At 53.2% G+C, this 23,106-nt stretch carries 16 protein-coding genes and 1 pseudogene; 13 read left to right on the forward strand and 4 right to left on the reverse strand.

Features of this window, described 5'->3' with window-relative positions:
* Positions 1-211: 211 nt before the first annotated feature.
* Positions 212-1,378 carry an ISH3 family transposase gene (locus NO887_RS13155; RefSeq protein WP_256418743.1) on the reverse strand — a complete coding sequence of 389 codons (1,167 nt, stop codon included), beginning with the start codon at positions 1,376-1,378 and terminating at the stop codon, positions 212-214.
* Positions 1,379-1,548: 170 nt separating this feature from the next.
* On the opposite strand from NO887_RS13155, the pseudogene NO887_RS13160 reads away from it, so the two are divergent.
* From NO887_RS13160 to NO887_RS13205, 10 genes and pseudogenes are all read left to right on the forward strand, one after another.
* Positions 1,549-1,791: pseudogene (locus tag NO887_RS13160) on the forward strand (DNA-directed RNA polymerase subunit H); the annotation flags it as partial.
* Positions 1,789-2,952: a BREX system ATP-binding domain-containing protein gene (locus NO887_RS13165; RefSeq protein WP_486606387.1), complete on the forward strand. Its 1,164-nt coding sequence runs from the start codon at positions 1,789-1,791 to the stop codon at positions 2,950-2,952. The pseudogene NO887_RS13160 and the gene NO887_RS13165, both read left to right, overlap by 3 nt.
* A 685-nt stretch (positions 2,953-3,637) precedes the next feature.
* Entirely contained in the window at positions 3,638-4,732 is a 1,095-nt protein-coding gene (locus tag NO887_RS13170; protein ID WP_256418744.1) for a hypothetical protein, read from the forward strand.
* Positions 4,733-4,737: 5 nt separating this feature from the next.
* Positions 4,738-5,625: an apolipoprotein A1/A4/E family protein gene (locus NO887_RS13175; RefSeq protein ID WP_244166259.1), complete on the forward strand. Its 888-nt coding sequence runs from the start codon at positions 4,738-4,740 to the stop codon at positions 5,623-5,625.
* A 219-nt stretch (positions 5,626-5,844) separates the two neighbouring features.
* On the forward strand, positions 5,845-7,230 hold the full coding sequence (locus tag NO887_RS13180; RefSeq protein ID WP_256418745.1) for an AlbA family DNA-binding domain-containing protein: 1,386 nt from the start codon (positions 5,845-5,847) through the stop codon (positions 7,228-7,230).
* Positions 7,231-7,304: 74 nt separating this feature from the next.
* On the forward strand, positions 7,305-7,496 hold the full coding sequence (locus NO887_RS13185; RefSeq protein ID WP_089308955.1) for a hypothetical protein: 192 nt from the start codon (positions 7,305-7,307) through the stop codon (positions 7,494-7,496).
* Between the two features lie 3 nt (positions 7,497-7,499).
* Positions 7,500-11,633 (forward strand): Eco57I restriction-modification methylase domain-containing protein, encoded by a 4,134-nt coding sequence (locus NO887_RS13190; RefSeq protein ID WP_256418746.1) that lies wholly within the window; start codon positions 7,500-7,502, stop codon positions 11,631-11,633.
* A complete protein-coding gene (locus NO887_RS13195) occupies positions 11,630-14,569 on the forward strand; it encodes a DEAD/DEAH box helicase (RefSeq protein WP_256418747.1) in 2,940 nt (979 codons plus the stop codon). The genes NO887_RS13190 and NO887_RS13195 overlap by 4 nt, the downstream gene beginning before the upstream one ends.
* Entirely contained in the window at positions 14,566-15,111 is a 546-nt protein-coding gene (locus tag NO887_RS13200; protein WP_256418748.1) for a TATA-box-binding protein, read from the forward strand. Before NO887_RS13195 ends, NO887_RS13200 begins: the two co-directional genes overlap by 4 nt.
* 438 nt (positions 15,112-15,549) lie before the next feature.
* The gene (locus NO887_RS13205) at positions 15,550-16,272 is read left to right on the forward strand and encodes a metallophosphoesterase family protein (protein ID WP_256418749.1); all 723 of its coding nucleotides are present in this window, start codon (positions 15,550-15,552) and stop codon (positions 16,270-16,272) included.
* A 592-nt stretch (positions 16,273-16,864) separates the two neighbouring features.
* Here the strand turns inward: NO887_RS13205 and NO887_RS13210 are convergent.
* Positions 16,865-18,664 carry a DUF262 domain-containing protein gene (locus NO887_RS13210; protein ID WP_089308961.1) on the reverse strand — a complete coding sequence of 600 codons (1,800 nt, stop codon included), beginning with the start codon at positions 18,662-18,664 and terminating at the stop codon, positions 16,865-16,867.
* A gap of 132 nt (positions 18,665-18,796) precedes the next feature.
* Between NO887_RS13210 and NO887_RS13215 the strand changes: the two genes are divergently transcribed.
* Positions 18,797-19,618: an IS5 family transposase gene (locus NO887_RS13215; protein WP_089872610.1), complete on the forward strand. Its 822-nt coding sequence runs from the start codon at positions 18,797-18,799 to the stop codon at positions 19,616-19,618.
* A gap of 75 nt (positions 19,619-19,693) precedes the next feature.
* A complete protein-coding gene (locus NO887_RS13220) occupies positions 19,694-19,945 on the forward strand; it encodes a hypothetical protein (RefSeq protein WP_089872649.1) in 252 nt (83 codons plus the stop codon).
* A gap of 129 nt (positions 19,946-20,074) precedes the next feature.
* Here the strand turns inward: NO887_RS13220 and NO887_RS13225 are convergent, their stop codons facing one another.
* Positions 20,075-20,905, reverse strand: coding sequence for an IS5 family transposase (locus NO887_RS13225; protein ID WP_256418750.1), 831 nt, complete (start codon positions 20,903-20,905; stop codon positions 20,075-20,077).
* Positions 20,906-21,156: 251 nt separating this feature from the next.
* Here NO887_RS13225 and NO887_RS13230 point away from each other — a divergent pair, with 251 nt between their 5' ends.
* Positions 21,157-21,954: a recombinase family protein gene (locus NO887_RS13230; protein WP_256418751.1), complete on the forward strand. Its 798-nt coding sequence runs from the start codon at positions 21,157-21,159 to the stop codon at positions 21,952-21,954.
* Positions 21,955-22,038: 84 nt separating this feature from the next.
* On the opposite strand, the gene NO887_RS13235 is transcribed toward NO887_RS13230, so the two are convergent.
* Positions 22,039-23,016 (reverse strand): hypothetical protein, encoded by a 978-nt coding sequence (locus NO887_RS13235; protein ID WP_256418752.1) that lies wholly within the window; start codon positions 23,014-23,016, stop codon positions 22,039-22,041.
* Positions 23,017-23,106 lie beyond the last annotated feature (90 nt).

Here is a 23,106-nt window from a genome sequence, read left to right on the forward strand (position 1 = left end):
AATTAGCTAAGGATTCAGTCCATTCTCAGTACCTCACAAAGCATCCTCGGATAGCTGTTTCTGAAGCCTGAGTTCCACGGCGGAGCGGTTGTGCTGGTGGCCTTGACGAGAAGATCTTCGACGAACCGACGGAGAGCTGTCGCTGTTGGCGGCGGCTGCCGCCGACAGCGACAGCGTTGCCACTCTTGGCGAAGGCTAGCGCGGTGGGAGATTAGCGGGTAAACCGGTCGTCTGGTGGTCGGTTTGCGGGGACGGCCCGACGCGTCGCGAGGGCCGTCCACGCTGCCCGTTGAACCATGTTGATGAACTCCTTGAACGACCACTTCCAGAGGCGACGCCCCCCACGGCGGGGCGTCGCCACGTACTCCCAGTGTAAATACCGCCAGACGTTCTGTAACAACAAGCTCACCACGACGTACAGCAGCCGTACGACCGGATTTTGTGTCGAGGTCGTCGCAATACTTTGCTCGGAGAGTCGGTAGCTGGCCTCGATACCGAAGCGTTTCGCGTAGTGGTATCGAGCGTCTCGTGGCGAGTCGATGAACGGCGCGTCAGCGGCGTAGCCGTGACGCGCCACCCCATGTTCGTCGTACCGTCCGTTTTGGTATGTACAGTCGATGTAGACGGGAAACTCGACGGTCCAGCTGTGACCGTCGAGTTTCGCCGTCATGTCGTGTTGAATCACGCGACTCCAGCCTTCCGAGAGTTCTTGCTTGATCGTCTGTCCCCAGCGGACGATCGGCATGACGTAGGCGTAGTTGTGTGCCTGAAGCAGCGTCAAACACTTACTGTCGTAGAATTCGCGATCGAGAAAGACGGCCTTGACCTCGAGGTCAAGGTCGTCGAGGATACCGAGAAACTCTGTGAGGACACTGCTGGCGGTGTCGCCGTCTTCGAGACGGCGCACCGCCAGCGTGTAGCGTTTGTTCTTCACACGCGCGTAGAGTGTGGCGTAGGCATGGAACGCAGTTGTTCCACGCTTCGCTTGTGAGTGATACAGGCCGTCTGTCCCGTCTTCGTCGCCGTAGTAGGGCCGCAGGTGGAGGTCTGAAACGACCTCCACCTGCTGGGGAAGGACATCGAGGACGTCCTTCTGAAGGAGCGCGTTTCCGACTTGTTCGAGCGTCTCAAGATCGAATTTGGTGCGGAGATGGTAGAGAACCGAGTTTTCGTGGGGTGCATCTTCGCTTTTCTCACAGAGCGTTGAGACCGAGGTCCCGTCGGCGCACGCGCCGACGAGGACCTCGTAGATGTCTTCAGCCTCGATTTTAGCGTTTTCAGCGAGTGTGAGGGCAACTTCCTCGTCAAGGGAGTTGACGAGGAAGTTAAGAAGCTGGTCCTCATGAATTTCACCGTCTGCTTGCTTGGTTTTAGACACACCTTCAGCAAGCAGACGTCTCAACTAACCGGCTTTGTGATGTACTGATTCTATACATGACAACAGCGGTCTCCTCGTGCTCGGAATGCGGAAGCCCATTGGTCTCCGATGCCATATACTGCCCCCACTGTTTGATCGACCGACTCAAAGTCAAAGAATCGTGGTTCCCCATCTCAGGCGAGGGACTCGACAATACGACGGTCAACCATACGTTAGTGCCTGAACACCGAGTTGTGCCTGAGGAGCGAGTTACACAGTTGTGCCGTGAATATTCGATCGACCGGACCGATCTGCCACGTATCAAATCAACCGACCCCGCCATTCAGCACCTGGCTTGCGAACCCGGAGACGTCATCGAAATTATCCGCGACAGTCGAACTACAGACACAGCCCGAAGTTACCGTTTAATCATCTCTGGGTCAGGCGGAACCAGTAGCACCTCCGCACAAGCGGAATGGCGAAACCCAGCCGGGCCTGCCGAAACAACGTACTCACGCACAGCGGAACTCAATGATGTACAAGCACTCCACATTATCGAAAACCTCCGAGCACACATCCCACCTTCACAACCCGGAACCTGTCGACAAATCGCTATCGGCCGAGAATCAGCGATCAACACAGCGATCACCCGCGTAGAATCCGCACAACCATACACGTTCATCGAAGGTGAACTCGGATTCGGCAAATCCTTCTTTCTCCATTGGATGCGCGATGAAGTTTTGCCATGGGCTGCTGTGAGTCTCGTAGACCTTGACGACGAAACAAACTTCTTGAACCAAGGAGCGCTCATTGAAGCCTTCCGGACGAACCTCGAAACTCCCCGCTCTCTTGACCACGTGGACTACGCCAACGGACTTGACGAACTATGGGACACGACCCTTCGAAAAGTCGCAGATCTGTGTGCGTCACACTATGAACGAGAAGGCTTCGAAATCCGGGAATCCCGCATGAAGAAATCACTCGAATTGGCTGCAAAAGACATTCTGTCAGACGCAGCGATTCCCCAACCCGTTATTGATCAAGTCGGGAAAACCGCAAGTGAATACTTCAACAGTACGTCCCAAAGCCTCACTCAGAGTCTTCTCGAAGAAATAGAGAATAATGAACCCATGGACGTGCTCGGGTTGATTAGTTCACTTGCACAAATCAATGGGTACAGAGTATTGCTCGGTGTTGACGAACTCGAAAAATCCGTTCGCACCGAAGAACACTTCAAAGCACTTGACAACTTCGCTGACACCCTCCCAAAAAATATCTCTCTCTTTGTAACTGGGACACCAGAACTCGTCGAAGGCGGCGAGGAAGGGAACGCACTCCGGGAAACCTATCATCCACTATACGAGCGAACAACCACCAACAGAATTCGACTTGACAGCCCCACTAGAGAAGCTCTCATCGAGTTCTCCACTCGGATCGTCGATCTAGAGACCCAAGCTATCGAAGCACCAGCCAACCGTGAGTACGCCTCCACGATCGACGATCTTGGAGGATTCGAACAAGCAGCAGACTCGTTCCTTGAGCAGTGGCCGCCCGCATTCCGAGCATACCTCGACTATCTCGAACAACACAAATAGCTCTCTCTACTTTGTTGGTTCCAATGGACGACACTATCAAACGCACGAAAGTGTTCTGTTAAATCCGAAGATGGCATAGGAATCACGATCTCTGAAGGGGTGGTTACCTCGCTCTTTGTCGTCGATGACTTGGATCGATCCACCCAGTAATCTCGATCTTCTCGCTCTCTGTCAAGAATCTATCTTTGAATTCTCACGATAGCGCTCCTGAACCGAATACAGAGTGATCCAATCTCGACGCCTTCCGCGGATTCAACAGAGCTGCCACGGTTGATGTCGACTATGACGAGTGTTCTAGAGGTATTGATAAAGAGCAAGACAAGCTGATAACCCGCCGAGATCGGATGGCTATAGTAGCTGCTCAACACCGTCGTAATTCCTTATGTAACTCTTGTTTCCCGGTGCTATCTATATGTTACATAAGGATTTGATATCGGACCTCGTGTGAACGAAACCGAAAAACGCCCGTTGTGGGTCTGTCGTGCTACCGGGTGGGAGGAATTAGCGCAATAATCACGACCAGAAGCGGGTTACTGTGCGTTGTCCCTCCCTACCCACCACGAATTTAAATAGCCCTTCCACAAACCAACAAAAGAACACCCACGCGCCGTAATGGATCCACTTTCACCGTGGATTGCCAATTACTAACACACCTAGTGAACTAGGATCAAATACGAGAACGCTGATGTCCACTTCGTCTATCCAGAGCAGACGAGACCTCTTCGACGTCTTCCAGCACACCATCGAGGGTACGTACGACGAGTTGGTGAAAGAACAAGAATTGCAACCTGGGCAGACAATGCTCAAGACCTTCCTCATTGAGTCCAATGTCACTCCGGAGGAACTCCACGAGAGAGTGGACATAACAGAGGCTCGCGAGGTAGACTTCGACTTACAAGAACTCATCATCCAACGCAACGCTACCAAGTACACCTTCTTCCTCGATCACGAGGACTCTCGATTCTGGACCCTCTACACCCTCGAAGAATCTGAGGACGCAAAGAAAGTCGTCCAAGACATGGTGAGCGGCGTCCGCAACGGACTCGACTACACGTGGATGCCGATCGAGCAACAGCGTGAGGTAATGGACATGGGCGAGTTCCGCGACGTGGGCGTCAGTTACGACGCTGACGACGTGTTCTCCGAGGACTACATCGACGAGAGGCTGGACTTCGGCGATCTCTCGGTGCGCAGTAGCGGTCGTGGAACCGGAACTCTATTCGACATTCTCGACAGTCATGACGAACTATCCAGCTTCCTCTCCCTCTCCAGCGTCGGCATCAAACGGAACGTGAACGGCTCGTTCATTTTAGAGCGAGTAACCCACAACGGACGGTTCACCACTAGTGGAGGCGACTCTATCCAACTCCATCTTGACACCGTAGCTGAGATTAAGGAGCGATACGCAACGCTTCTGCGGAAGATCGAGGAAAACCACCGGCTCTCCTACGAATCTCAGGAACACGGGACGGGGATGGACGGTACCCCACTCGTGATCGAACTGGACAACGAGATCGAAGACGTCCGGCAGTTCGTCGAGAATATCATTACGGCGAAGAACCCGCTTCGACTCTGGGGTGCGAAGACCAAGCTCGATGACCAGTACTGGAAAATAAAAGGCGTGGATCTCCACAATAACGACAAATACACCATTGAGATTTGCCCCAAGTGGCTACGACTCTACCTCGGCGACGAGGCATGTGGGAACACCGCTCTCCGCATCTACTCGAATCTTCAACGGCACTATGACTCGAACGCTACGATGGAGGTGGAAGAATGAGTGTGATGGAGAACCTCTCCGATCACACCCTCCAGATTAATGCGTGGATTGGGCTGTGCCAGCTCGACAGGACGTTCCCCGACGCTCTGCGGAACCTAGGCTACACCGTCGACATCATTGATCCGAGCTTCGTCCATGAGGGCGACTCGGTGAATCCAGATTTGATTCTCACCAGCCGCGCCCATAACCATTCTATCATCATCGACTGTAAGTCGTACTTCATTAAGGAGGAACAGAACCAGAAGTATGAGTCAATACATCACTCACCCGAAGTCCTGCTGACTCGCGGTATCGTCTCTGCCGCCGATGCCACAGAGGACTTCGACGCTGAATTCTCGTACTCATCCTTCGAAGACCTCGACGAAAACCCACACCTACCTGAGAACGATTTTGCGGTCGTTCACTTCGATGAGGACGCGAACCAGTACATCATTCGGACGCTAGACAACTACGAATTCAATCTCGTTGATCTCCAAGACGAATTTCCCATCTTCACGAACACACGCCGTCTGCCAACGGACTACTTCCCATTTGACGTGGGGACTGGTGATGATGACTACCGCCAGTTCACCATCAGCATCCTCCAATCCACTGTTCACGTCGCACTCAAACAAAACACGTTTGACGCCGACGATCTCCTTGAGGACGCACACCCGCTGTGGGTTGACCTCGATAACAATCTAAAAAACGAGCTACGAGCACACACGGAGACCATCCTCACGGAGTACCAGCGGCAGGGACTGGATGAACACATCGAGAAAGTTCAGGCAGGGAGAAAAGACGAATGGAGGGTGGTCTCGAAGTCCTTACAGGCGCTCCAACGGAAGGTGGACGGATTCGTAGATGACGTTCAGGAGAAGTTGGAGCAAACGTCGCTTGACGACTTCGAGTGACTATCAAGCAGCGCTAACGTCTCGGTTTCCACGGCATTGAAGAACGACTCGACCGAAGGATCATCTTGTAGAGTCGCTGAGCTCATCCACCTCAGCATTCACCCTGCTCTTTGGTGTGCTAATCGTTCTATGACACCCTCTACGCACTCTTCTGTGGATGAGACCCCCTCGGAGTTACACAGGCTATATGATGATCAAGATTTGTTTGTTACATAAGAGATGCTTAGAGAGGAAGTAGAACAGCTGGCCGGTGAACTTACCGGCGACGAACACACTTGGGTTGACCTGAAACGTCACTATCCTATCGACGAGGACCGTGGAAACGAAAAGAAAGCGGATTTTATCAAGGATATCGCTGCGATGGCTAACACAGTCACTCTACAGCCAGATTACAGCCTTCGCTTCCTAAACGAGAATGAACGTTACATTCTAATCGGTGTAGATGACTCCGGAGACATAGTCGGAACCACGGAAGACCTCAGTGGATATTCCAGTCTATTGGAAGTCGATACATCCACGCCTCAGAACACGCTGGCAGATTACCTGACACCGACTCCTGACGTCGAGATTCACAAGTACGACGATACGGAGCCGTTCCTCTGCCTTATCATCGTCGAAGCCTACGATTCACCTCCGGTCACTATCAGCCGGGAGTTGGGGTCTGAACTGTCGCGGGGAGACGTCTATATTCGAGATGGGGACAGAAACCGTCCGGCCCGACGGGAGGACTACCAAGATTTTGTCCAGTTCCACCTAGAAAAAGAGCGTGACTACATCACGGATGGGATCCAGCAGGTGGTCGGAATGAATATTGACTACCTCAGGGATCTGGGCGAGGTTCGAGAAGTCGAGGCGGAAGATGATGACAACGTGATTCCTGTGAGCCCCGGCGAGGACGGACCAGATATCCAGTCCTCTTTGATCGATCCTATCGAACTTGACAGCGTATCCCGGGAATTGAACGCGGACGTGACCAAATGGAGGCGTAGAGACCGACACTGCTGTAGCGAAGAAAGTCTGTACGACTACTACCTCAACACAGCCCAATTAGATTTAGCTGAGGAGCAGTTGGCCTTCCTTGTCCAGAGTTCGTGGAACAACGGACATCTCGGCTCGTTCTGGGTGTGGAAGATGGAGTCAAAGGATCCGCTTCTCCATGCGATCGAGAACACGAATATCCGTTCAATGGAGAGCAACCACACGCTCTACTTGGGCCAGCTCTTGGCCTGTCTCGGTTCAGAGGATACGACAGAGCAGCTCGTAGACTACACCAAAATGAACGACCATTCCTACAGAGGTCACGGGTCGATCGTCCTCCGTTGTGCAGAAGAGTCGGAACCCGATCACGCTTTGAGGTCGACAGGTACTACGGCCGCAAACAGTTTCGAGACGCCGGATTGGACCTTGTCGACGATGGATCCTGTAGAACTGATAGAGGTAATCGAGACGGTCTGTTCTGAGCTTCGCTCGGTTATTATCGAATCCCCAGAAGCCAGTCCATCTGGTTTGAAAGGTTGGATGAGGAATGCTGAGACATATCTGGCATATCAGGATGATATGAGGGATGACCTGGATGAAAGGATCCGGTCGAACTTCGAGGCTTAGCTGAGAGTGATCATTGGAATGGTTAGTCGAAGAAAAGTCTATATGTCTGCCCGTATTCGGCCGTGTCATACGTGATGACCCGCAAACAAGTCGGGCGAAATGCCGGGAACTCAGGGCGGATCAACGTCTCCGGTTCCGAACTTGACAAACTCGGTCTCGAGATCGGTGACGCGGTTGACGTCGAAGTTGCCGACGCGACGGCCGTCGCGCATGCCCTCATCGACAGCAAGGATTCGGACGAATTTCTCATAGTGACCCCTGTCTAACTGATGCAAAGTTCACTCACCTACCGTACGAATCGTGACCTGTTCTCTAACTACTATCTCGACGAGCATCTCCCCGAGACGGAGGAATGGGACGAGGTTGACGACGACGAACTAGAAGCCGCGTACGACGAGATTGTCGATCTCTACGACCGGGAGAAGAGCACGGCCCCGAAGCGGAATGAGTCCCAGCTGGAGGAGAAGTTCATTCGGCCGATGTTCCGGAAGCTGGGGATTCCCTTTGAGGTCGAGGAGAGCACGAGTCGGACACAGCGTCGACCGGACTACGGCTTCTTCGAAACCGAAGACGCCGCGCGTGACGCCTTCGAGCGCCGCGAAGGGGGTGGCGACTTCTACGAGAACGCGGTCGCTGTCGCCGACGCTAAGCGCTGGGGACGCCCGCTTGACACGCGGGGGAGCGGTGAGCATGAGCGCGACTTCGAGAACCCAAGTTACCAGATCCACGTCTACCTCCAGGAGACACCCGCTCGATGGGCAGTGCTGACGGACGGGAAGAAGTGGCGGCTCTACTACGGGCCGACGAGCCACCGTCTCGACTCCTACTACGAGGTCGACCTGCCTACCGTCCTCGAGAAGGGAGATCTTGAGGACTTCAAATACTTCTACCTCTTCTTCCGGCATAGTGCGTTTCTTGAAGACTCCGGTGGCGACTGCTTCCTCGACGACGTCTATGATGAGTCCAATGTCTTCGCCCAAGATCTCGGGGAAGACCTCCAAGATAACATCTACGAGGCGATCAAGGTACTCTCTGAGGGACATCTCCAGTATCCGGAGAATGACCTTGACGAGACTGATCTCGACCGTATCCACGACTCCTCGCTCATCTACCTCTACAGGCTCATCTTCGTTCTTTACGCAGAGGCCGAGGGGCGTGAACTGCTAGACACGAGTAACGATATTTACGAGGAGTCCTACAGTCTCAACTCTCTCAAACAGGAGATCGCTGAAGAACTCGATAGTGGAGATCCGAAGTACCGTGATTGGCGGAATAATCTCCAAACGCGGCTAGATGAGCTCTTCATGCTGATCGACCAGGGGAGTAAATCCCGTGGTATTCCGGAGGAGGACCTGTACATCCCGGCCTACAACGGCGGTCTATTCCGTACAGATCCGGATGAAGATGACAGCCCTGAGGCGAAGTTCCTCGCTAATCACGATGTTGGTGACGCCTACTTAGCGAAGGTTGTCGAGCTCCTCACTCGAAGCCAGAACAGCAACGGCGGTGGGAAGATCTTCGTCGATTACTCTTCCCTTGATGTCCGTCACCTCGGGAGCATCTATGAGGGTCTGCTAGAGTACCAGCTCAACGTCGCCGACGAATCACTATCACTAGACGACGGTGAGTACGTGAGCGCTGATGAGGACGAAGATATAGTCGTGCAGGAGGGTGAAGTGTACTTGACGACTGGTAGCGGTGAGCGGAAGGCTACTGGGTCGTACTATACGCCGGAGTACGTTGTTGAGTACATCGTCGAGAACACGCTCGAACCGCTAATCGACGACATACGAGCTGATCTCGCCGGTCGGAGCGCTCGGGGTGACGACCGTGGATTCGCCGCGGAGTTTGCTGAGCGTATCTTTGATTTGAAGATTCTCGACCCGGCGATGGGAAGCGGGCATTTCCTCACGAGCACTATTGACTACCTGGCCCGCGAGATAATCGACGCCCAGGAGAAGCAAGCTGCACAGCAGGGTATCGAGACTGTCGACGAAGGCCACGATATCAACTGGGCTCGTCGACAAGTCGCTCAGCGCTGTATTTACGGAGTTGATCTGAACCCACTCGCCGTCGAGTTATCCAAGGTCTCCTTGTGGCTGCGGACGCTTGCCGCCGAGCAACCGCTTGCGTTCCTCGACCACCATCTGAAGACCGGGAACTCGCTCGTTGGAAGTGACATCGAGGAGATCGAGGAACTGGAGTCGGACAGTGGTGGCGACGAGCAGAATGCTTCACTCGCAGACTTCGGCGTGGCTCGAAAAGGGACGATTGAGCAGTTGATGCGGATATACGAGGATTTCATCGCCATTGAGAATCAGGAGCTTGCGGACGTCAAGGAGATGGAGGCCAAGTATGACGAATTCGAGCGGAACAAGCTCCGAAAGCGGCTTGAGGCGATGACGAACGTCCATACTGCCGAAGACTTTGGGCTGGATAACCTACCAAGCGATGCCTATGAGCGGATGGCGGCGGCGATGGAAGACGATGACGAGTGGGAACAAATCGAACAGATGCAATGGTTCGAAGATGCGCAACAGTGGGCCGATGATGACGACTACTTCCACTGGAAACTAGAGTATCCGGAAGCCTTCTATGACGAGGACGGATCGGAAGTCTCCAACCCTGGTTTCGATGCGGTAATTGGTAATCCGCCCTATGTTCGAATGGAACAGATTAAGCCTCTAAAGCCATTCCTCTCCGCGAATTACGAAGTTCACGATAGCCGTGTTGATCTTTACGGCTACTTCATGGAACGCAGCCTGGAGTTATGCGCATCGAAGTACGGTGTGATTGTGTCGAACAAATGGATGCGGGCAAAGTATGGTGAAAATCTAAGAGAACTTCTCAGCAGACATCAGGTAGAACAGATCCTTGACTTTGGTGATTTGGAGGTATTCCCAGGAATTTCGACTTATCCTACAATCCTCATTATGAACACTCGAAAGGAGTTCACAGATGATGTTCAGGTGGCTCAATTTGAAACTCTCGACTTTACGAGTCTGTCTGAGGCATTTGAGGCCCAAGCAATCGATCTCCCATCAGATTACTTTGGGAAAGAAAAGTGGTCGATGGGATCGGTAGATGAAGAACGGATCAAACGTAATTTAGATTCCAATGGGGTACACCTCTCAGAATATATTACCGACGAACTTGGAATTACGAAAGTAAATGACGGTATCGGGTGGGGAATCAAAACAGGTGGTAACGATGCGTTCATTATCGATGAGGCGAAACGCAGGGAACTCATTGATGCCGACTCCAAATCTGAGGAGATTATTAAACCTCTAATTAAAGGAACGGACCTCTCCAAGTATCATATTGATTTCCAAGACCGATATCTAATCTATGCAAAACAGGGCATTCAGATTGATCAATATCCTGCGGTGAAAGAGCATCTTGAAAACTACAAAGAGCAGATTGGTAGTACTGCGACCAACGAAGAATGGTACGAACTGATGCAAGGCCAAGCCGAGTATCAGCCGTTCTTCGATTCTGCGAAGATCTGTTATCCGGATATCTCGAAAGAATGTAGCTTCGCAATGGATAGCGAGGGATATTACCTAGCAAATACATGTTATTTCATTCCTTCTGACTCTAATGCCCTGCTAGCTGTATTGAATTCAACACCGATCAATTGGTACTACCAGTTTGTGACTTCGGAGTATCGCGGTGGCTACCAGAGGTCATTCACGCATGCGATAAAGAATCTCCCCGTTCCCACTGCTCTCCTGGAAGGGGATGCTGGTGACAGATTAGCGAACTTGGCTGAAAAGATGACAACAACTCAGAAACAGAGAGCTGCCATCAATCTGGCACTTGTTGATTACATCACTCCGTATGAGAACGGTACTAAGCTGGCCAAACTAACTGGGTATCAGCCACCAGCTGGTACTTCGGAAAATATTCTGTCGGAAACAACCGAAAGTCGGGAGAATTTGCGAGTTGGTTCAGTGCAGGTCAAAAACTCGGGTGCGAAGCTAACCGTTGAAATAAGTGCGAGGTATAAACCAGAGAATCCTGAAGAATACGACACTGATCGGTGGGGGTATGCCGAAACTGAACTCCTACCAGCAATGGAGTTCGTTGGCCTGAATGAGAAGACTATGGCCCTTGTAGAAGAATTTGTGCCGTACGCTGTTGAAGAAGCAGGCGGATTTGCAGAGTTCCGTGAGAACGCGACAACGACAAAATCACTAATTGATCGTCTTAAAGAGCTAACCCTCCCCCAGCTAAGTGAGATTGAAGATGATCTTGAGAGGTATTTAGAGAGAAAGAAGGAAGCCAAAGAATTGGAGCAAAAACAGAACGCCACTAACGAGAAAATCGATGAAATCGTCTATGACCTATTCGGGCTCGAACAAGACGATCTTGAAATCATCGAATCTTCACTTGAGGAATGACTGACTTCGAGGTTGGGGATCACGTTCAGTTCGCTGGAGGACAGGGCGAGATCACGAAGATCGAAGACCGCCCAAACGGGGGTCAGCTCCTCCACGTTTACACCACGGAGGGTGAACTCCGGAAACTCCCGAGTGGCCTGCCCCACATCGAGCGGATCGACTCTATCGTCGACAGGCTCGCAGCTCGACAGATCGATTCTCCGATCCACCATGACCTTCGGGGACGTGCAACCCGCCTTGACCTCGCATATCGGTACAACCGATTCCTGTCGCTGACGAACAACCGGATCGAGATAGAACCGTATCAGGTCCAAGCTGCTTACGAGATACTCAATTCGTACGACCACCGATACCTCATCGGTGACGAAGTCGGACTCGGGAAGACAATCGAGGCCGGTATCGTTATCGAGGAGCTCATCGCCCGCGGTCGTGCCCAACGGGTCCTGATCGTTGCGCCAGCGCCGCTTACCGTACAGTGGCAACAGGAAATGCGCGAGAAGTTCGACCGGAACTTCGTTATTTACGACCGCGAGACTGTTCGTACCCACCGGAAATCCCACCCGAACCAGAACGTCTGGCTACAGGAAGACCTCATCATCACGTCCGTCGACTTTGCGAAGCAGGACGACGTTCTCGAAGCACTCCGTAACCTCGATGTCCCTTGGGACGTCGCGGTATTCGACGAGGCCCACCACCTTACCGCCCGCCGGTCGAGCGACGACTCCATCGAACGCACTCAACGCTACACGGTCGGGGAAGCGGTGGCTGATAACTCCGACGCACTCCTACTCCTCACGGGGACGCCGCACAAGGGGAAGTCCGACCAGTTCTACTTCCTGGTGAGCCTGCTCGATCCGTATCGCTTCGGTCACGAGTCGCAGATCCACCCGGACGGGCTCGAAGACCTGATGATCCGCCGGCTGAAGGAGGATATGTACGAGACTGACGGGACGCGTATGTTCCCCGAAAAGAACATCGAAGCGTTGGGTGTCAATATGTCGCGGGCCGAGCGGAAGCTGTACGACGACGTCACCGAGTACATCCGCGAGTACTACAACCTCGCTCAGCAGGAGGAAAACAAGGCGGCGGGGTTTACGATGGTTATCTACCAGAAGCGCCTCGTGTCCAGTATATACGCCATCCAGAAGTCCCTGGAAAATCGGATGCGTGCTATCCAGAACGACGCGGTCGCGGAGGATTTGCCCGACGACGTCCAGGAACTCATCCCACGGTACAGCACCGAACCGGAGATGATGACCGACGCCGAGCGCGAGCGCGTCGAGGAGGCGCTGGAGACGGTCACAGTCACGCTGAATCAGTCACAGATACAGGAAGAACTCGACCGCGTCAAACAGCTCTGGCGGCAAGCTAAGGATATTGAGACCGATTCGAAGGCTCGGATGCTCAAGCAGTTTGTCGACCAGATTCTAACCGAGGACCCCGATGAGAAAATTCTCATCTTCACCGAATACACTGACACCCTTGAGTACCTCCGCGATCAGGTTTTCGCTGAATACAATATCGCGCAGGTTTACGGTGACTTGGATCAGGAGCGCCGTCGACAAGAAATGGCTGACTTCGAGAACGAGAAAAGTATAATGATTGCGACAGATGCGGCCCAGGAGGGGCTGAATCTCCAGTTTGCGCATATCCTGTGTAATTTCGATTTGCCGTGGTCACCGACTAGAATCGATCAACGAATGGGACGACTACACCGATACGGGCAGGAACGGACAGTCGAGATTCGGAACCTCTTCTTCAAGAATACACGGGAAAGCGAGATCCTGAACCTGCTAGTCGAGAAGACGGATCAGATCGAATCCGACCTCGGGATGCGATCCGATGTGCTTGGTCGGGTTCTGGAAGACGTCGATCTCGACGATACGATTATGGCCGCAATCGCTGAAGATCGTCCTACAGACGAGGTTGTCGCTGATATCGACGAGACCATCGAGGAACGAAAGAACGCACTGGAAACGGTTGAGAATGAGTTCCTCATCCGGGATCGATTCGATCTCTCCGACGAGGATGACGAGATCCTCGACGTGATTGAACGGAGTCAACACGGCGACGTCAGCGAAGACGATATCGAAGTTCTGGTCCGTGAGTTCTTCGACGAATTCGGCGGCGACATCCGTGGCGTGCGTCCTGGCCCAGCTCGTGCCGGCGGAGACGTGTTTCAACTCGACGTTCCAGATGTTCTCTCCGGGGATCAAATCGCGGGACGATACGAGCAAGCGACATTCACACGCCAAGTAGCGATGGAGGAAGACGAAGTCGAATTCATTGCCCTGGACCATCCGCTCGTACAGTCACTCATTGAGTTCTGCTTGGACTCGAACCGTATCGGCGGACAGGTCGCTATGAAAGTAGCCGCTGATGGAGAGTCCACTCCTGGTATCCTGTTCACGTATCGGTTGGGATACGTTTCTGGGGCCGGCGAAGCGGTAACGGAAAAACTGGTTCCACTCTATGTCACGTCCGAAGGTGAAGTGGGAACGAAGAAGCCGGAGTTTGTGGACACGCTCCCACCGGGGGAAGTCGGCCCTGCGCCGGTTCTTGAACAGTTAGCGTCGACGGCAGAGGAACTGCACAGTATTGCGGAGATGGAAGCGTGGGAGCAGGTTGAATCGTTCGCTGAGGAAGCACGTGAGGAGCGTGAACGAGAAGTTGAAATCAAGCGTGAACACGCTGAACAGCACTTCGAGGAAGAAATTAGCGAGTGGGAGGAGCGTCTGGAAACCTATCGACACCAGGACGAGCAGGGAAAGGATATGTCAGCACCAATCGGGAACGCAAAGCGTGAGCTTGAGTCGCTTCGCCGTGAGCGTGACGATGAATTAGCCCGATTAGACGAGGAAAAACACGTTACCCCTGAGGAGCCAAAGTTGGTCACTGCATCACTGGTCGTCGACAGCCACCCGGGTGAACGATGACTGTCGAGATTACGAACGTCGTCGGCTCCGGCGATCTTGGAGTAGAACTGGATGTTGAAGCCGTGGAAGCCGACTTGTCGACGCCATACTCGGAATACGATCCGTCAAACTACCATGGTCTCTACGTACGCCTCGAAGAAGACGGACCACTCATCACAATATATCGGAGCGGGAAGTACATCATCAGTGGGTGCTCCAGTAAGGAGTTGTTACACGAGACGAATGAAGCGTTTCAGAGGTTGCTCGCAGATTTGGACGTTATCGAAGAAAACGCGCAGATAGGATTCACCATCCAAAATGTCGTTTGTACGGCGATGCTTGATGAACCGGTCTCTCTGAATGCCCTTACAATCGGATTAGGATTAGAAGTGACAGAGTATGAACCCGAGCAGTTCCCCGGCCTGGTTTACCGACCCGCAGAAATCGGTGCCGTGTTGCTGGTATTCGCTAACGGAAAGATGGTTATCACGGGTGCTAAGAACGTCGAAACAGCTGAATCAGCGTACAAAAACCTCCAATCGAAGGTTCACGCACTGGTTTAGTCGCAGCGGCTCTATTGAAATACTCAGCAAGTGATCCATTCTAATCTGGTTGAGGTCGGGACACTCTCTCTACGTTCTGTCGTTTGGGTGCTGTTCAGACACACTCAGTGAGAAGGCTCATTACCCCTTCGAGACTCTCCAGAGAGAGTGGAAGAGGTAGAGACAACGGATATCACGGTACGAGTGCTGGGGCCACCTAAGTTTGATCGACACAGCAATCACGAAATTCTCGTTGAAGATGCCGATGGACGGCTTTCCGACCTTCGGGTGTGGAGCAAGCACCACGGTCAGGTCGAGTGGCGAGTCGGATCGACGTATGAGTTAGAAGGGGTCAAGCGGAATCCTGTCGAGGCCAACAAGGCCCGGTACGAGACCGCTGCGAATACACAGATTTCGAGAGTAGGACACCCCCAAACTCCGGACGTGAGTCTTCTCCACGTGAGTGACACCCACCTCGGTCGCCCTTCGACCGATAAGGAACATATGGGGAATGCGAATCAGCTGGAGCGATTTCTCGACGCAGTCAACCTCGCGGTCAGATCACGGGTGGATGCGATCATCCACAGCGGCGATATTTTCGACGACGATGTCGATGAAGCGACCGTGCAGATTGTCGAAGAACACGTCGATCTGTTGGCCGACACCGGCATTCCGATCTACTACGTTCGAGGCAATCACGGGTGTGACCGAGGGGACGCGTTTCTTCGATCACAGACTGACGCTGGCCGAATGATACATCTTTCAAATGAGCCTCAGTTGCTCGGTGAGGGAACTCTCGCCGTCTACGGGATGGATGCTGATGGATCTACGAACGGACTCTCGGAAGTAGCCCCTGCCGGTGACACACCACAGGACGCGTACCGGCTGTTGGCGTGGCACGAGGCCGTCGAGCCCATCGCCAGAGATGGAGTCTCAATTAGGGATCTGGTGGAGGCTAGCGAAGTCGAACTGGATGCACTCGCCCTAGGCGATTTACACAAGCACAAGCGAGCCTACATTGGTGATGTCTACAAGGACACAGGGGAGCGGTTTCGCGCGTTTTACGCCGGCGCGATCACGGGTATCGCGCGAAAATCGGAAGGGTACGAACCTGCTGTATGGCTACTACAGATAACTGACGGTACGCTTGAGCGGTATCGACTACCCCTTCGACCTCGATAGTGGCCTCCCTCCACGATGATACGAACCATTCGTACTTTCAGCGACCGGATGTTTCAGCCTGAATTGTGTCTGATGGTGAATATTTCGTCAAAAGCCTGCTGAGTCACTTCGCAGAGGTCCTTCAGTCCCCCCGTGGATCACCAACCGGTATTTCACCATACTCTGGGCATGAGACCCACCCCTGTCCGAACGCACCGCCCATTCCTTTGTCCGGGCTCCATTCGTGTTCATCCCCACAGTGTGGACACTCTACCAGCGGTGGGTCGATCTCAAGTGCCTCTTGTTGAACGAAGTGATTGCCTTGGTAGGAACTACACTGTTGACAGACGTTTCCCCAGACCTTCTTGCCAAGAGTATTACTATAGACTCGTTCAACGGGCGTCTCATACTTCGCTAATACATCTCCGATAGGCGTATCGAGATGATCATTTCGTGGCCATACCACAGGCGTTTGCTCACCACACTGCCAGCAGTCTGTTTCCCACGTCAGCAATTTCTGGCGATCAACCGGGAGATCGTCTGGGAGCATAATAGAGTGGTTCTACTCTGATTGAATATTTGATTCTTTGGCTCTGCTTCCCGACTACGATTTTCAATTGAACGTGTTAATAATGTGATCTCGAAGCATCGCTTCACGTCGCTCAATAAACTCGGGAAAATTCTCCAGTTCGTACAACCGGTCATCAGTCGGGATGTGGTGGCGGTCGTAGTAATGGTCACTTCGCGTTGAGATCCACTCGTCAAACGGTCTATCGCTCTTCGACTGGTTTTCTTCGATTAGCTGGAGGTTCGCAACGTGATCTCGCAAGGAAGCGTACCGTTCTGCCTTGCTCGGATCGAACCCATAATTCTCGATGAGATTATCCTTCTCTAAAAGGCTTCTCGGGAAGATGTGATCCACTTCGTGTGAATCGTCAAGGGCGGGGTCAGGGTAGTATAGAACCGACAGGAGCAGGTAGATCTTCGTACTATTGTAGTCTGTCTCTTCAAATAGATCCTCTATGATTTCCTGATTGAATCCAACAGCCTTCCCGCGGGTCCGAATTTCACGCTGTATCCGCTCTAACGGGAACTCACTGTCATCTGCCTCTGTTATGGCATCACGCGCATCCTCAATAATCTGGTCTGGTCGGGAGTTGAAATTGCTGTTGAGGAGTGCAGAGCAGAGCCATTCGAGGATACGTGGTCGAACCTGTACACCGAGCTGGGAATCTGTCGTCAGGGACGGGTTCCCGTTATGGTAGAAGTAGAAGACCAGAGGGATGAGCGCATTTCGGCTTGTCAGACTCCTGCCTGTAATCCCAAAGTCGCTAATTAATTCGATAGTGGACTCAATTGCGTCTTGAACTCCCCCGTCAGCCCAAATCTCCTTCATCAAGGCCAGATTCTCGTGTGTGAATGTCCGAATTTGGTACTCAGCGGAGAGGTTTGTAACGACGAGAAGTGATTTCAGAACGAAGTCGCTACCGAAATCGTATCCCTCGTCGACATACGTCTGATTAAGATTCCCGACGAATTTGTTGATTTCCTCTTTCGCATCAATTGGATCGCCTTCATCCGAGGCCCAGTATGAGGTAGCAATTGACAGAAGAATCTCGGACTTACTAAGCTGTGTACCCCCTTCGTTCGCCCGGACGAAGATGTCTAAAATCCGCTCGTTATCCTGGTTCCCTTCTTCGTAGTAGTTCACGATATCTCGGGCGTGAACGGCATTGTAGAGGGTTGTGAGGTTCTTGAGGATGTAGTGTTCCTCCGCATCAGAAATGCTTTCTAGTTCATCGGCAATCTCGTTTGCCCGTGTCATTGCTTTCTCCAGTGTATCGACTTCCAGAATGTCACCGACGCGGAACCAGTACGCCTCGCTGGACTGTGTCGGGTCGGGCTCTTTGAATTTGAAATCGTATCGGAGCTTCAGGTGGTCTTCAGTTTGATCACCGGGATTTGAGAGAAGGTTGAGATAGAGCTGTTTCCGTGTCCAGGAGTCCGGGTTTTTCCGCTGACGATATTTTTGCTTCTCGACGTATGTTCCTTGGAGTCCGATGTAGAATGAAGAGAGGCGTTGTTGACCGTCGACGACGAGTGAAATTGAGTCTGGGAGCTGCTCGTATTCAGGAACTTTGGGATTCCGATGGTGGACGTTGTCGAACTCGTCCGGATAGATACTATCTTCAATGTGGTTTCGGACGAAGTAGTACTTGATCTGATTGTTAGCGAAGTCCCCATTGAGGTTCCAGAAAATGAATGAACCGATTGGGTACTCGCGGAGGACGGAATCGAATAACTGAACGATCTGTTCCGTGTCCCAGACGAACTCTCGCTGGATCGCCGGTAGAAAGATAGACTCGTTTATTTCTGGCAGAACCTGCTTGATTGTCCGAGACTGGTAACCCATGGAAGATGATCACTTCATCTCGCGCATTAGTCGTTTATATTGATTGGAGAAATCAGGGGTCGCTACCGACAGGCTATACCGGCTCTGTTGAAACCCTCAGAGAGTTACAGGTTGGGCCGGTAGTCTGACCGGATGGAAGCCCTCCCGAAGTCACGGTTGCTCCGGTTCGTTGAGCAGGCGTATCACTTGGCTCGACGAGCTGTTGCTCGCTACTCCTCAAAGTTCTCGAAACGACGGTACACACTTCATCAACACATCGTCCTCCTCTGTCTCAAGGTTCGGAAGAATACGACGTATCGAACGCTTCTTGACGAACTTATCGAGATGCCCCGGATTCGGAGTGCCATTGATCTGACGGAACTCCCCTCACCTTCGACGTTGTGTAAGGCGTTCAAGCGACTCGACATGGCTGTTTGGCGGGTTCTTCTCAACCTCTCAGTCACGCTTCTCCCGACCAATGGTGTCGTTGGGATTGATGCCTCCGGTTTCGACCGGAGTCACGCCTCGAAACACTATACAAAGCGAACGGAGATGACGATTCAGCAGTTGAAAGTCACGCTCCTCGTAGACACAAGGTCGAACGCAATCATTGACTTACACGTGACGACGACACGAAAACACGACTCACAGATCGCACCGTCGCTCATCAAGCGGAACTACGGTGACGTAGAGATTCTCCTCGGTGACAAGGGATACGACGATCAGAAGATTCGTGTCTTAGCTCACGAGGAGGGTGTTCGCCCGCTCATCAAGCACCGCGAGTTTTCGTCGCTACACAAGGCGTGGAACGCTCGGTTGGACGCTAACCTCTATGGTCAACGGAGTCAGAACGAGACAGTAAACTCCCGCCTCAAGCGCAAATACGGTGCATTCGTCCGCTCACGCTACTGGTGGAAACAGTTCCGTGAACTCGCTATTGGCTGTCTCACACATAACATCGACAAGACACTCTGAGCGTTAGATACCGGTAGTACACTTATCGCGCTGTACAAGCCAATTATATAATGGATGGGGAGCATAGTATTCGACATGGGCGACTCCGACAACCTCCCCGAAGCCGAAATTCGGCGCGCTGTGCGAGAAGAGATGTCAAGAGCGGGGCGGTCAGTTCTCTCAACTGTCTTTTGGACGATACTAGCAGCATTCACGGTTCTCGTTGGCCTTCAAGCGGTTCAAATGGCATTCTACACAACTGGCTTGGCTGCTGTGGCCTTTATTGCGGTTGGTATACTCGTTACGGGCGCTAGCATCTATCTCCTTTATCTCCTTCACTGGGCCTAGCAACGTGATGATACGATTGTAGAATTGAATCGACCATCCGCAGTCCTATCTAACGGCAGATTCATCCGGGGAGCTATCAAAACAATAGGGTTTCAACGGCCGTGTTGAATCGCTGTAAGGCGGAGAGATTCACTGTTTGACGAAGCGTTTGATGTTATAGACGACACACATCAGCGCGATTTCGCGGAACTCACGGAACCATGACCGCGCTCGCACGGCGAAGCCGAGCGAGCGCTTCACAGCCGAGTTCACAGTTTCGGTCATAGAGCGCTGATTGTAGCGAGTATCGTCGATTCTGGCGTTGTGTGCGTGGTCGTACGGTGCGAAGATGCGGTGCTTGATCAGCGGTCTGATCCCGAGATCGCGTAATCCTTCGCGGAGCGATTGCTTGTCGTAGCCTTTATCGGCCGCGAGAGACCGCAAATCGCCCGCATTGCGGCGGGCGATCTGCTCAGCAAGATCGGCGTCACTTCCTTCCCGGTTCGTTGAGCAGTGAACGTCAAGGACGGCTTGAGACGCTGTATCGACGAGTTTCGTGACTTTCAACTTCTGAACGCGGTAGCTGATTCGCTGGCAGTAGTGGCGGCTGGCTGGTGAGCGGTCGTAGAACGTGGCGTCGATCGCGGCGTGTTCAGAGAGATCGTGCAGCTGCGCCGACTGGCGCAGCAGCACTCGACAGACGCTCATGCTGATCCGGTCGAACGCCTTACACAACGTGGACGGCGCGGGGAGATCGGCCGCGTCAAGGCCGATCTCCCCGATTATTTGTGGCATCTCTTTGAGCAGGTCGATCGTCATGCGGTACGACGTATCGAGGTAAATTCGCAGACAGTGGAGGGAAACGAGTGCGTAGTCGGCGAATCCGCCGCCGCCGTCCGGGGCGGCGGATTCGCCTCCATCGCCAGTAACTCTTTGAGCAACCGGTACAACCTCCCCGATGAAGCGGGAGATTTGCGTCATGGTCAACGGAACTCTCCCGCTTCAACTCCTTTGATTTAGCGGCCTACCTCTCTGCCGTATGGCGATTCAACACAGCCGTTTCAACAGAGCCGCTATACCCATTATACACGCTCCTTGGCCCACCAAGTCAGAACACATCCTTGTTCTCAGTCTTTGTCAACCGTTCTCAATATGAACCGAAAAGGTAGTGCTAACAGACAACCACGAAAAGGATGTATATTTTATATACTAATCCGGCCGAAACGGAAAGTGTGACCCACGTCGCGTTGTATGCCCGCGTCTCGACCGACCGGCAAGACCATGAGCGACAGATCCGCGAACTCGAGGAGTTTGTCGGCGAAGAGTATCCTGACGCAAGCGTCGAACGGTTCGCCGATATTATTTCGGGGACTGATAACGAGGGGGGCGTAGAGTACCACCGGCTTCGCGAAGCGATCGCTGATGAGGAAGTCGACGTTGTTGTTGTTCACGAGCTGTCTCGGCTCTCCCGGCTTGGCGGTGGAGAGATCCACAACTTCCTACAGCACGCGCTTGAGCACGACACGAGCGTCCGGGACCTCGAGGTCGGTCTCGAGCTTGATGTCGACGACAGTATGGTCGATCAGGCGGTCACCCAAATGATCGCCGGGCTCATGGGTGACCTCGCTCGGATTGAACAGACACAGAAGGTTCGCCGAATCCAGTCGGGGATCGACGCTGCCCGAGAAGCCGGTAAGTGGACCGGTCGGCCGCCGACGGGGTTTGAGGTTGTCGACGGACATCTCCGGGTCGACCCGGAGGAGTACCTCCGGGTACGCGCCGGCATGGAGCGAGTCGCCAGTGGTGAATCACTTGCCGACGTCGCCGATGACGTTGGTGTCGCTGCGAGCACGCTCCGAGAGCTGTATAACGACCGCGCGGAGCTATATCTCCGCGGCGAGGCTGACGACGATCGCGTTGACACCGCCCTTGAGGATGTTCGCCGACTGGACGAGCCCGCTGCCGAGCCTGACGAGGATCTCAACGAGCGACTCGAGCGGCTCGAACAGAAGGTTGAGAATCTTGACTGAACACAATCTACAGTGAGGAGCAGAATAAGCGTCTCGCGGTCGAATTGATGCTGGATAAAGCCGGGCACAGGCGACTCTTCTCGCTCACTCCCGACCACCCTCCACCTCTGTCTCTGTCTCGATTTCCGCATCGCTCTCGCTCTCCTCATCAGGATCCACCGAATCACTCTCACTGCCTCGTCCCGTCCACTCAACCACCTCCTCCTCATCACTAGGTAACTCAGCGTCATCCGGTACCGACACAAACGAATGTAAAAACCGAACTGACTCTGCAACGTCCTCTGGCGGCTCCCCGATTTCCTCAACGAGCTCTCCGAACTCCATCCTCGACGCTTCCTGCACCGTCTCCAACACATTCTGATGGTGCTTCGCTCGTTCTCTCTGTTCCTTGCGCTTCTGCCGTTCCCGCTCTTTCTGCTCGTCCGTTTTCCCTATCTCCTCTAGATGCGTATTCGCCGCCCCCAACTCGTCCTCGATACCCTCGACAGCAGACACAATTTTGTCCTCATTGCTATCGCGAATAATCTGACTCATATTCTCCACGACATCGAAGTACTCGATCTCATCGTGTTCCTCGTACTCCGTCCCGAACGGGCTTTCAAACTCAGTATCGACGTGCAAGATACCCTCGGAATCGCGCTCTTCTAGCTTCGACTCAATCCCGTCCATGTTGATGGTGAAGGGCTTGTCGTCATCAAGCGGAAACCCAAGTTCGTATGATTCCCCGGGCTGGAGTATCGACGTGCGGAACTCCTGAGGAACGTCGTCGGTGTCGTCGAAATCGAGCGTGGCGTGCAAGTCGTGTGCCGCAGCATTTCCCGTATTCGTGATTTCAACCACGAGACTGGTCGGGAACATGTTAGTGATACCTCCGCGTACTACCGGCTGGTTCGACACCTCTCGCGTGTCTGCCATTTCGTCAGTTTGTTGCTTAGTAAAGTACGTGTACGCGACTGTGACCACCACGAGCGCGGCAGAAAGGGCTATTTGTGCTGTCGAACCGGGGTTTGTGAGGATATACGACCAGACTTCGCCAAGCTGCAGCACGACGGAACGGACCATTTTTGTCGGAGTTCAGTCGGCCGTATATTTTTCTTTGTGGTGACCGGTACACGCTTTGAGGGCACCGCAGAAAGGGGTGTTCTGACGAGA

This window comes from Halorubrum laminariae (assembly GCF_024494655.1).
GTDB classification, from domain to species: domain Archaea; phylum Halobacteriota; class Halobacteria; order Halobacteriales; family Haloferacaceae; genus Halorubrum; species Halorubrum laminariae.

What these genes read in the sequence shown, in the direction of transcription:
- NO887_RS13170 (WP_256418744.1), top strand. Translation starts at nt 3,638, where the DNA reads ATGTCCACTTCGTCTATCCAGAGCAGACGAGACCTCTTCGACGTCTTC.
- NO887_RS13175 (WP_244166259.1), top strand. Translation starts at nt 4,738, where the DNA reads ATGGAGAACCTCTCCGATCACACCCTCCAGATTAATGCGTGGATTGGG.
- NO887_RS13180 (WP_256418745.1), top strand. Translation starts at nt 5,845, where the DNA reads ATGCTTAGAGAGGAAGTAGAACAGCTGGCCGGTGAACTTACCGGCGAC.
- NO887_RS13185 (WP_089308955.1), top strand. Translation starts at nt 7,305, where the DNA reads ATGACCCGCAAACAAGTCGGGCGAAATGCCGGGAACTCAGGGCGGATC.
- NO887_RS13190 (WP_256418746.1), top strand. Translation starts at nt 7,500, where the DNA reads ATGCAAAGTTCACTCACCTACCGTACGAATCGTGACCTGTTCTCTAAC.
- NO887_RS13195 (WP_256418747.1), top strand. Translation starts at nt 11,630, where the DNA reads ATGACTGACTTCGAGGTTGGGGATCACGTTCAGTTCGCTGGAGGACAG.
- NO887_RS13200 (WP_256418748.1), top strand. Translation starts at nt 14,566, where the DNA reads ATGACTGTCGAGATTACGAACGTCGTCGGCTCCGGCGATCTTGGAGTA.
- NO887_RS13210 (WP_089308961.1), bottom strand. Translation starts at nt 18,664, where the DNA reads ATGGGTTACCAGTCTCGGACAATCAAGCAGGTTCTGCCAGAAATAAAC.
- NO887_RS13215 (WP_089872610.1), top strand. Translation starts at nt 18,797, where the DNA reads ATGGAAGCCCTCCCGAAGTCACGGTTGCTCCGGTTCGTTGAGCAGGCG.
- NO887_RS13220 (WP_089872649.1), top strand. Translation starts at nt 19,694, where the DNA reads ATGGGCGACTCCGACAACCTCCCCGAAGCCGAAATTCGGCGCGCTGTG.
- NO887_RS13225 (WP_256418750.1), bottom strand. Translation starts at nt 20,905, where the DNA reads ATGACGCAAATCTCCCGCTTCATCGGGGAGGTTGTACCGGTTGCTCAA.
- NO887_RS13235 (WP_256418752.1), bottom strand. Translation starts at nt 23,016, where the DNA reads ATGGTCCGTTCCGTCGTGCTGCAGCTTGGCGAAGTCTGGTCGTATATC.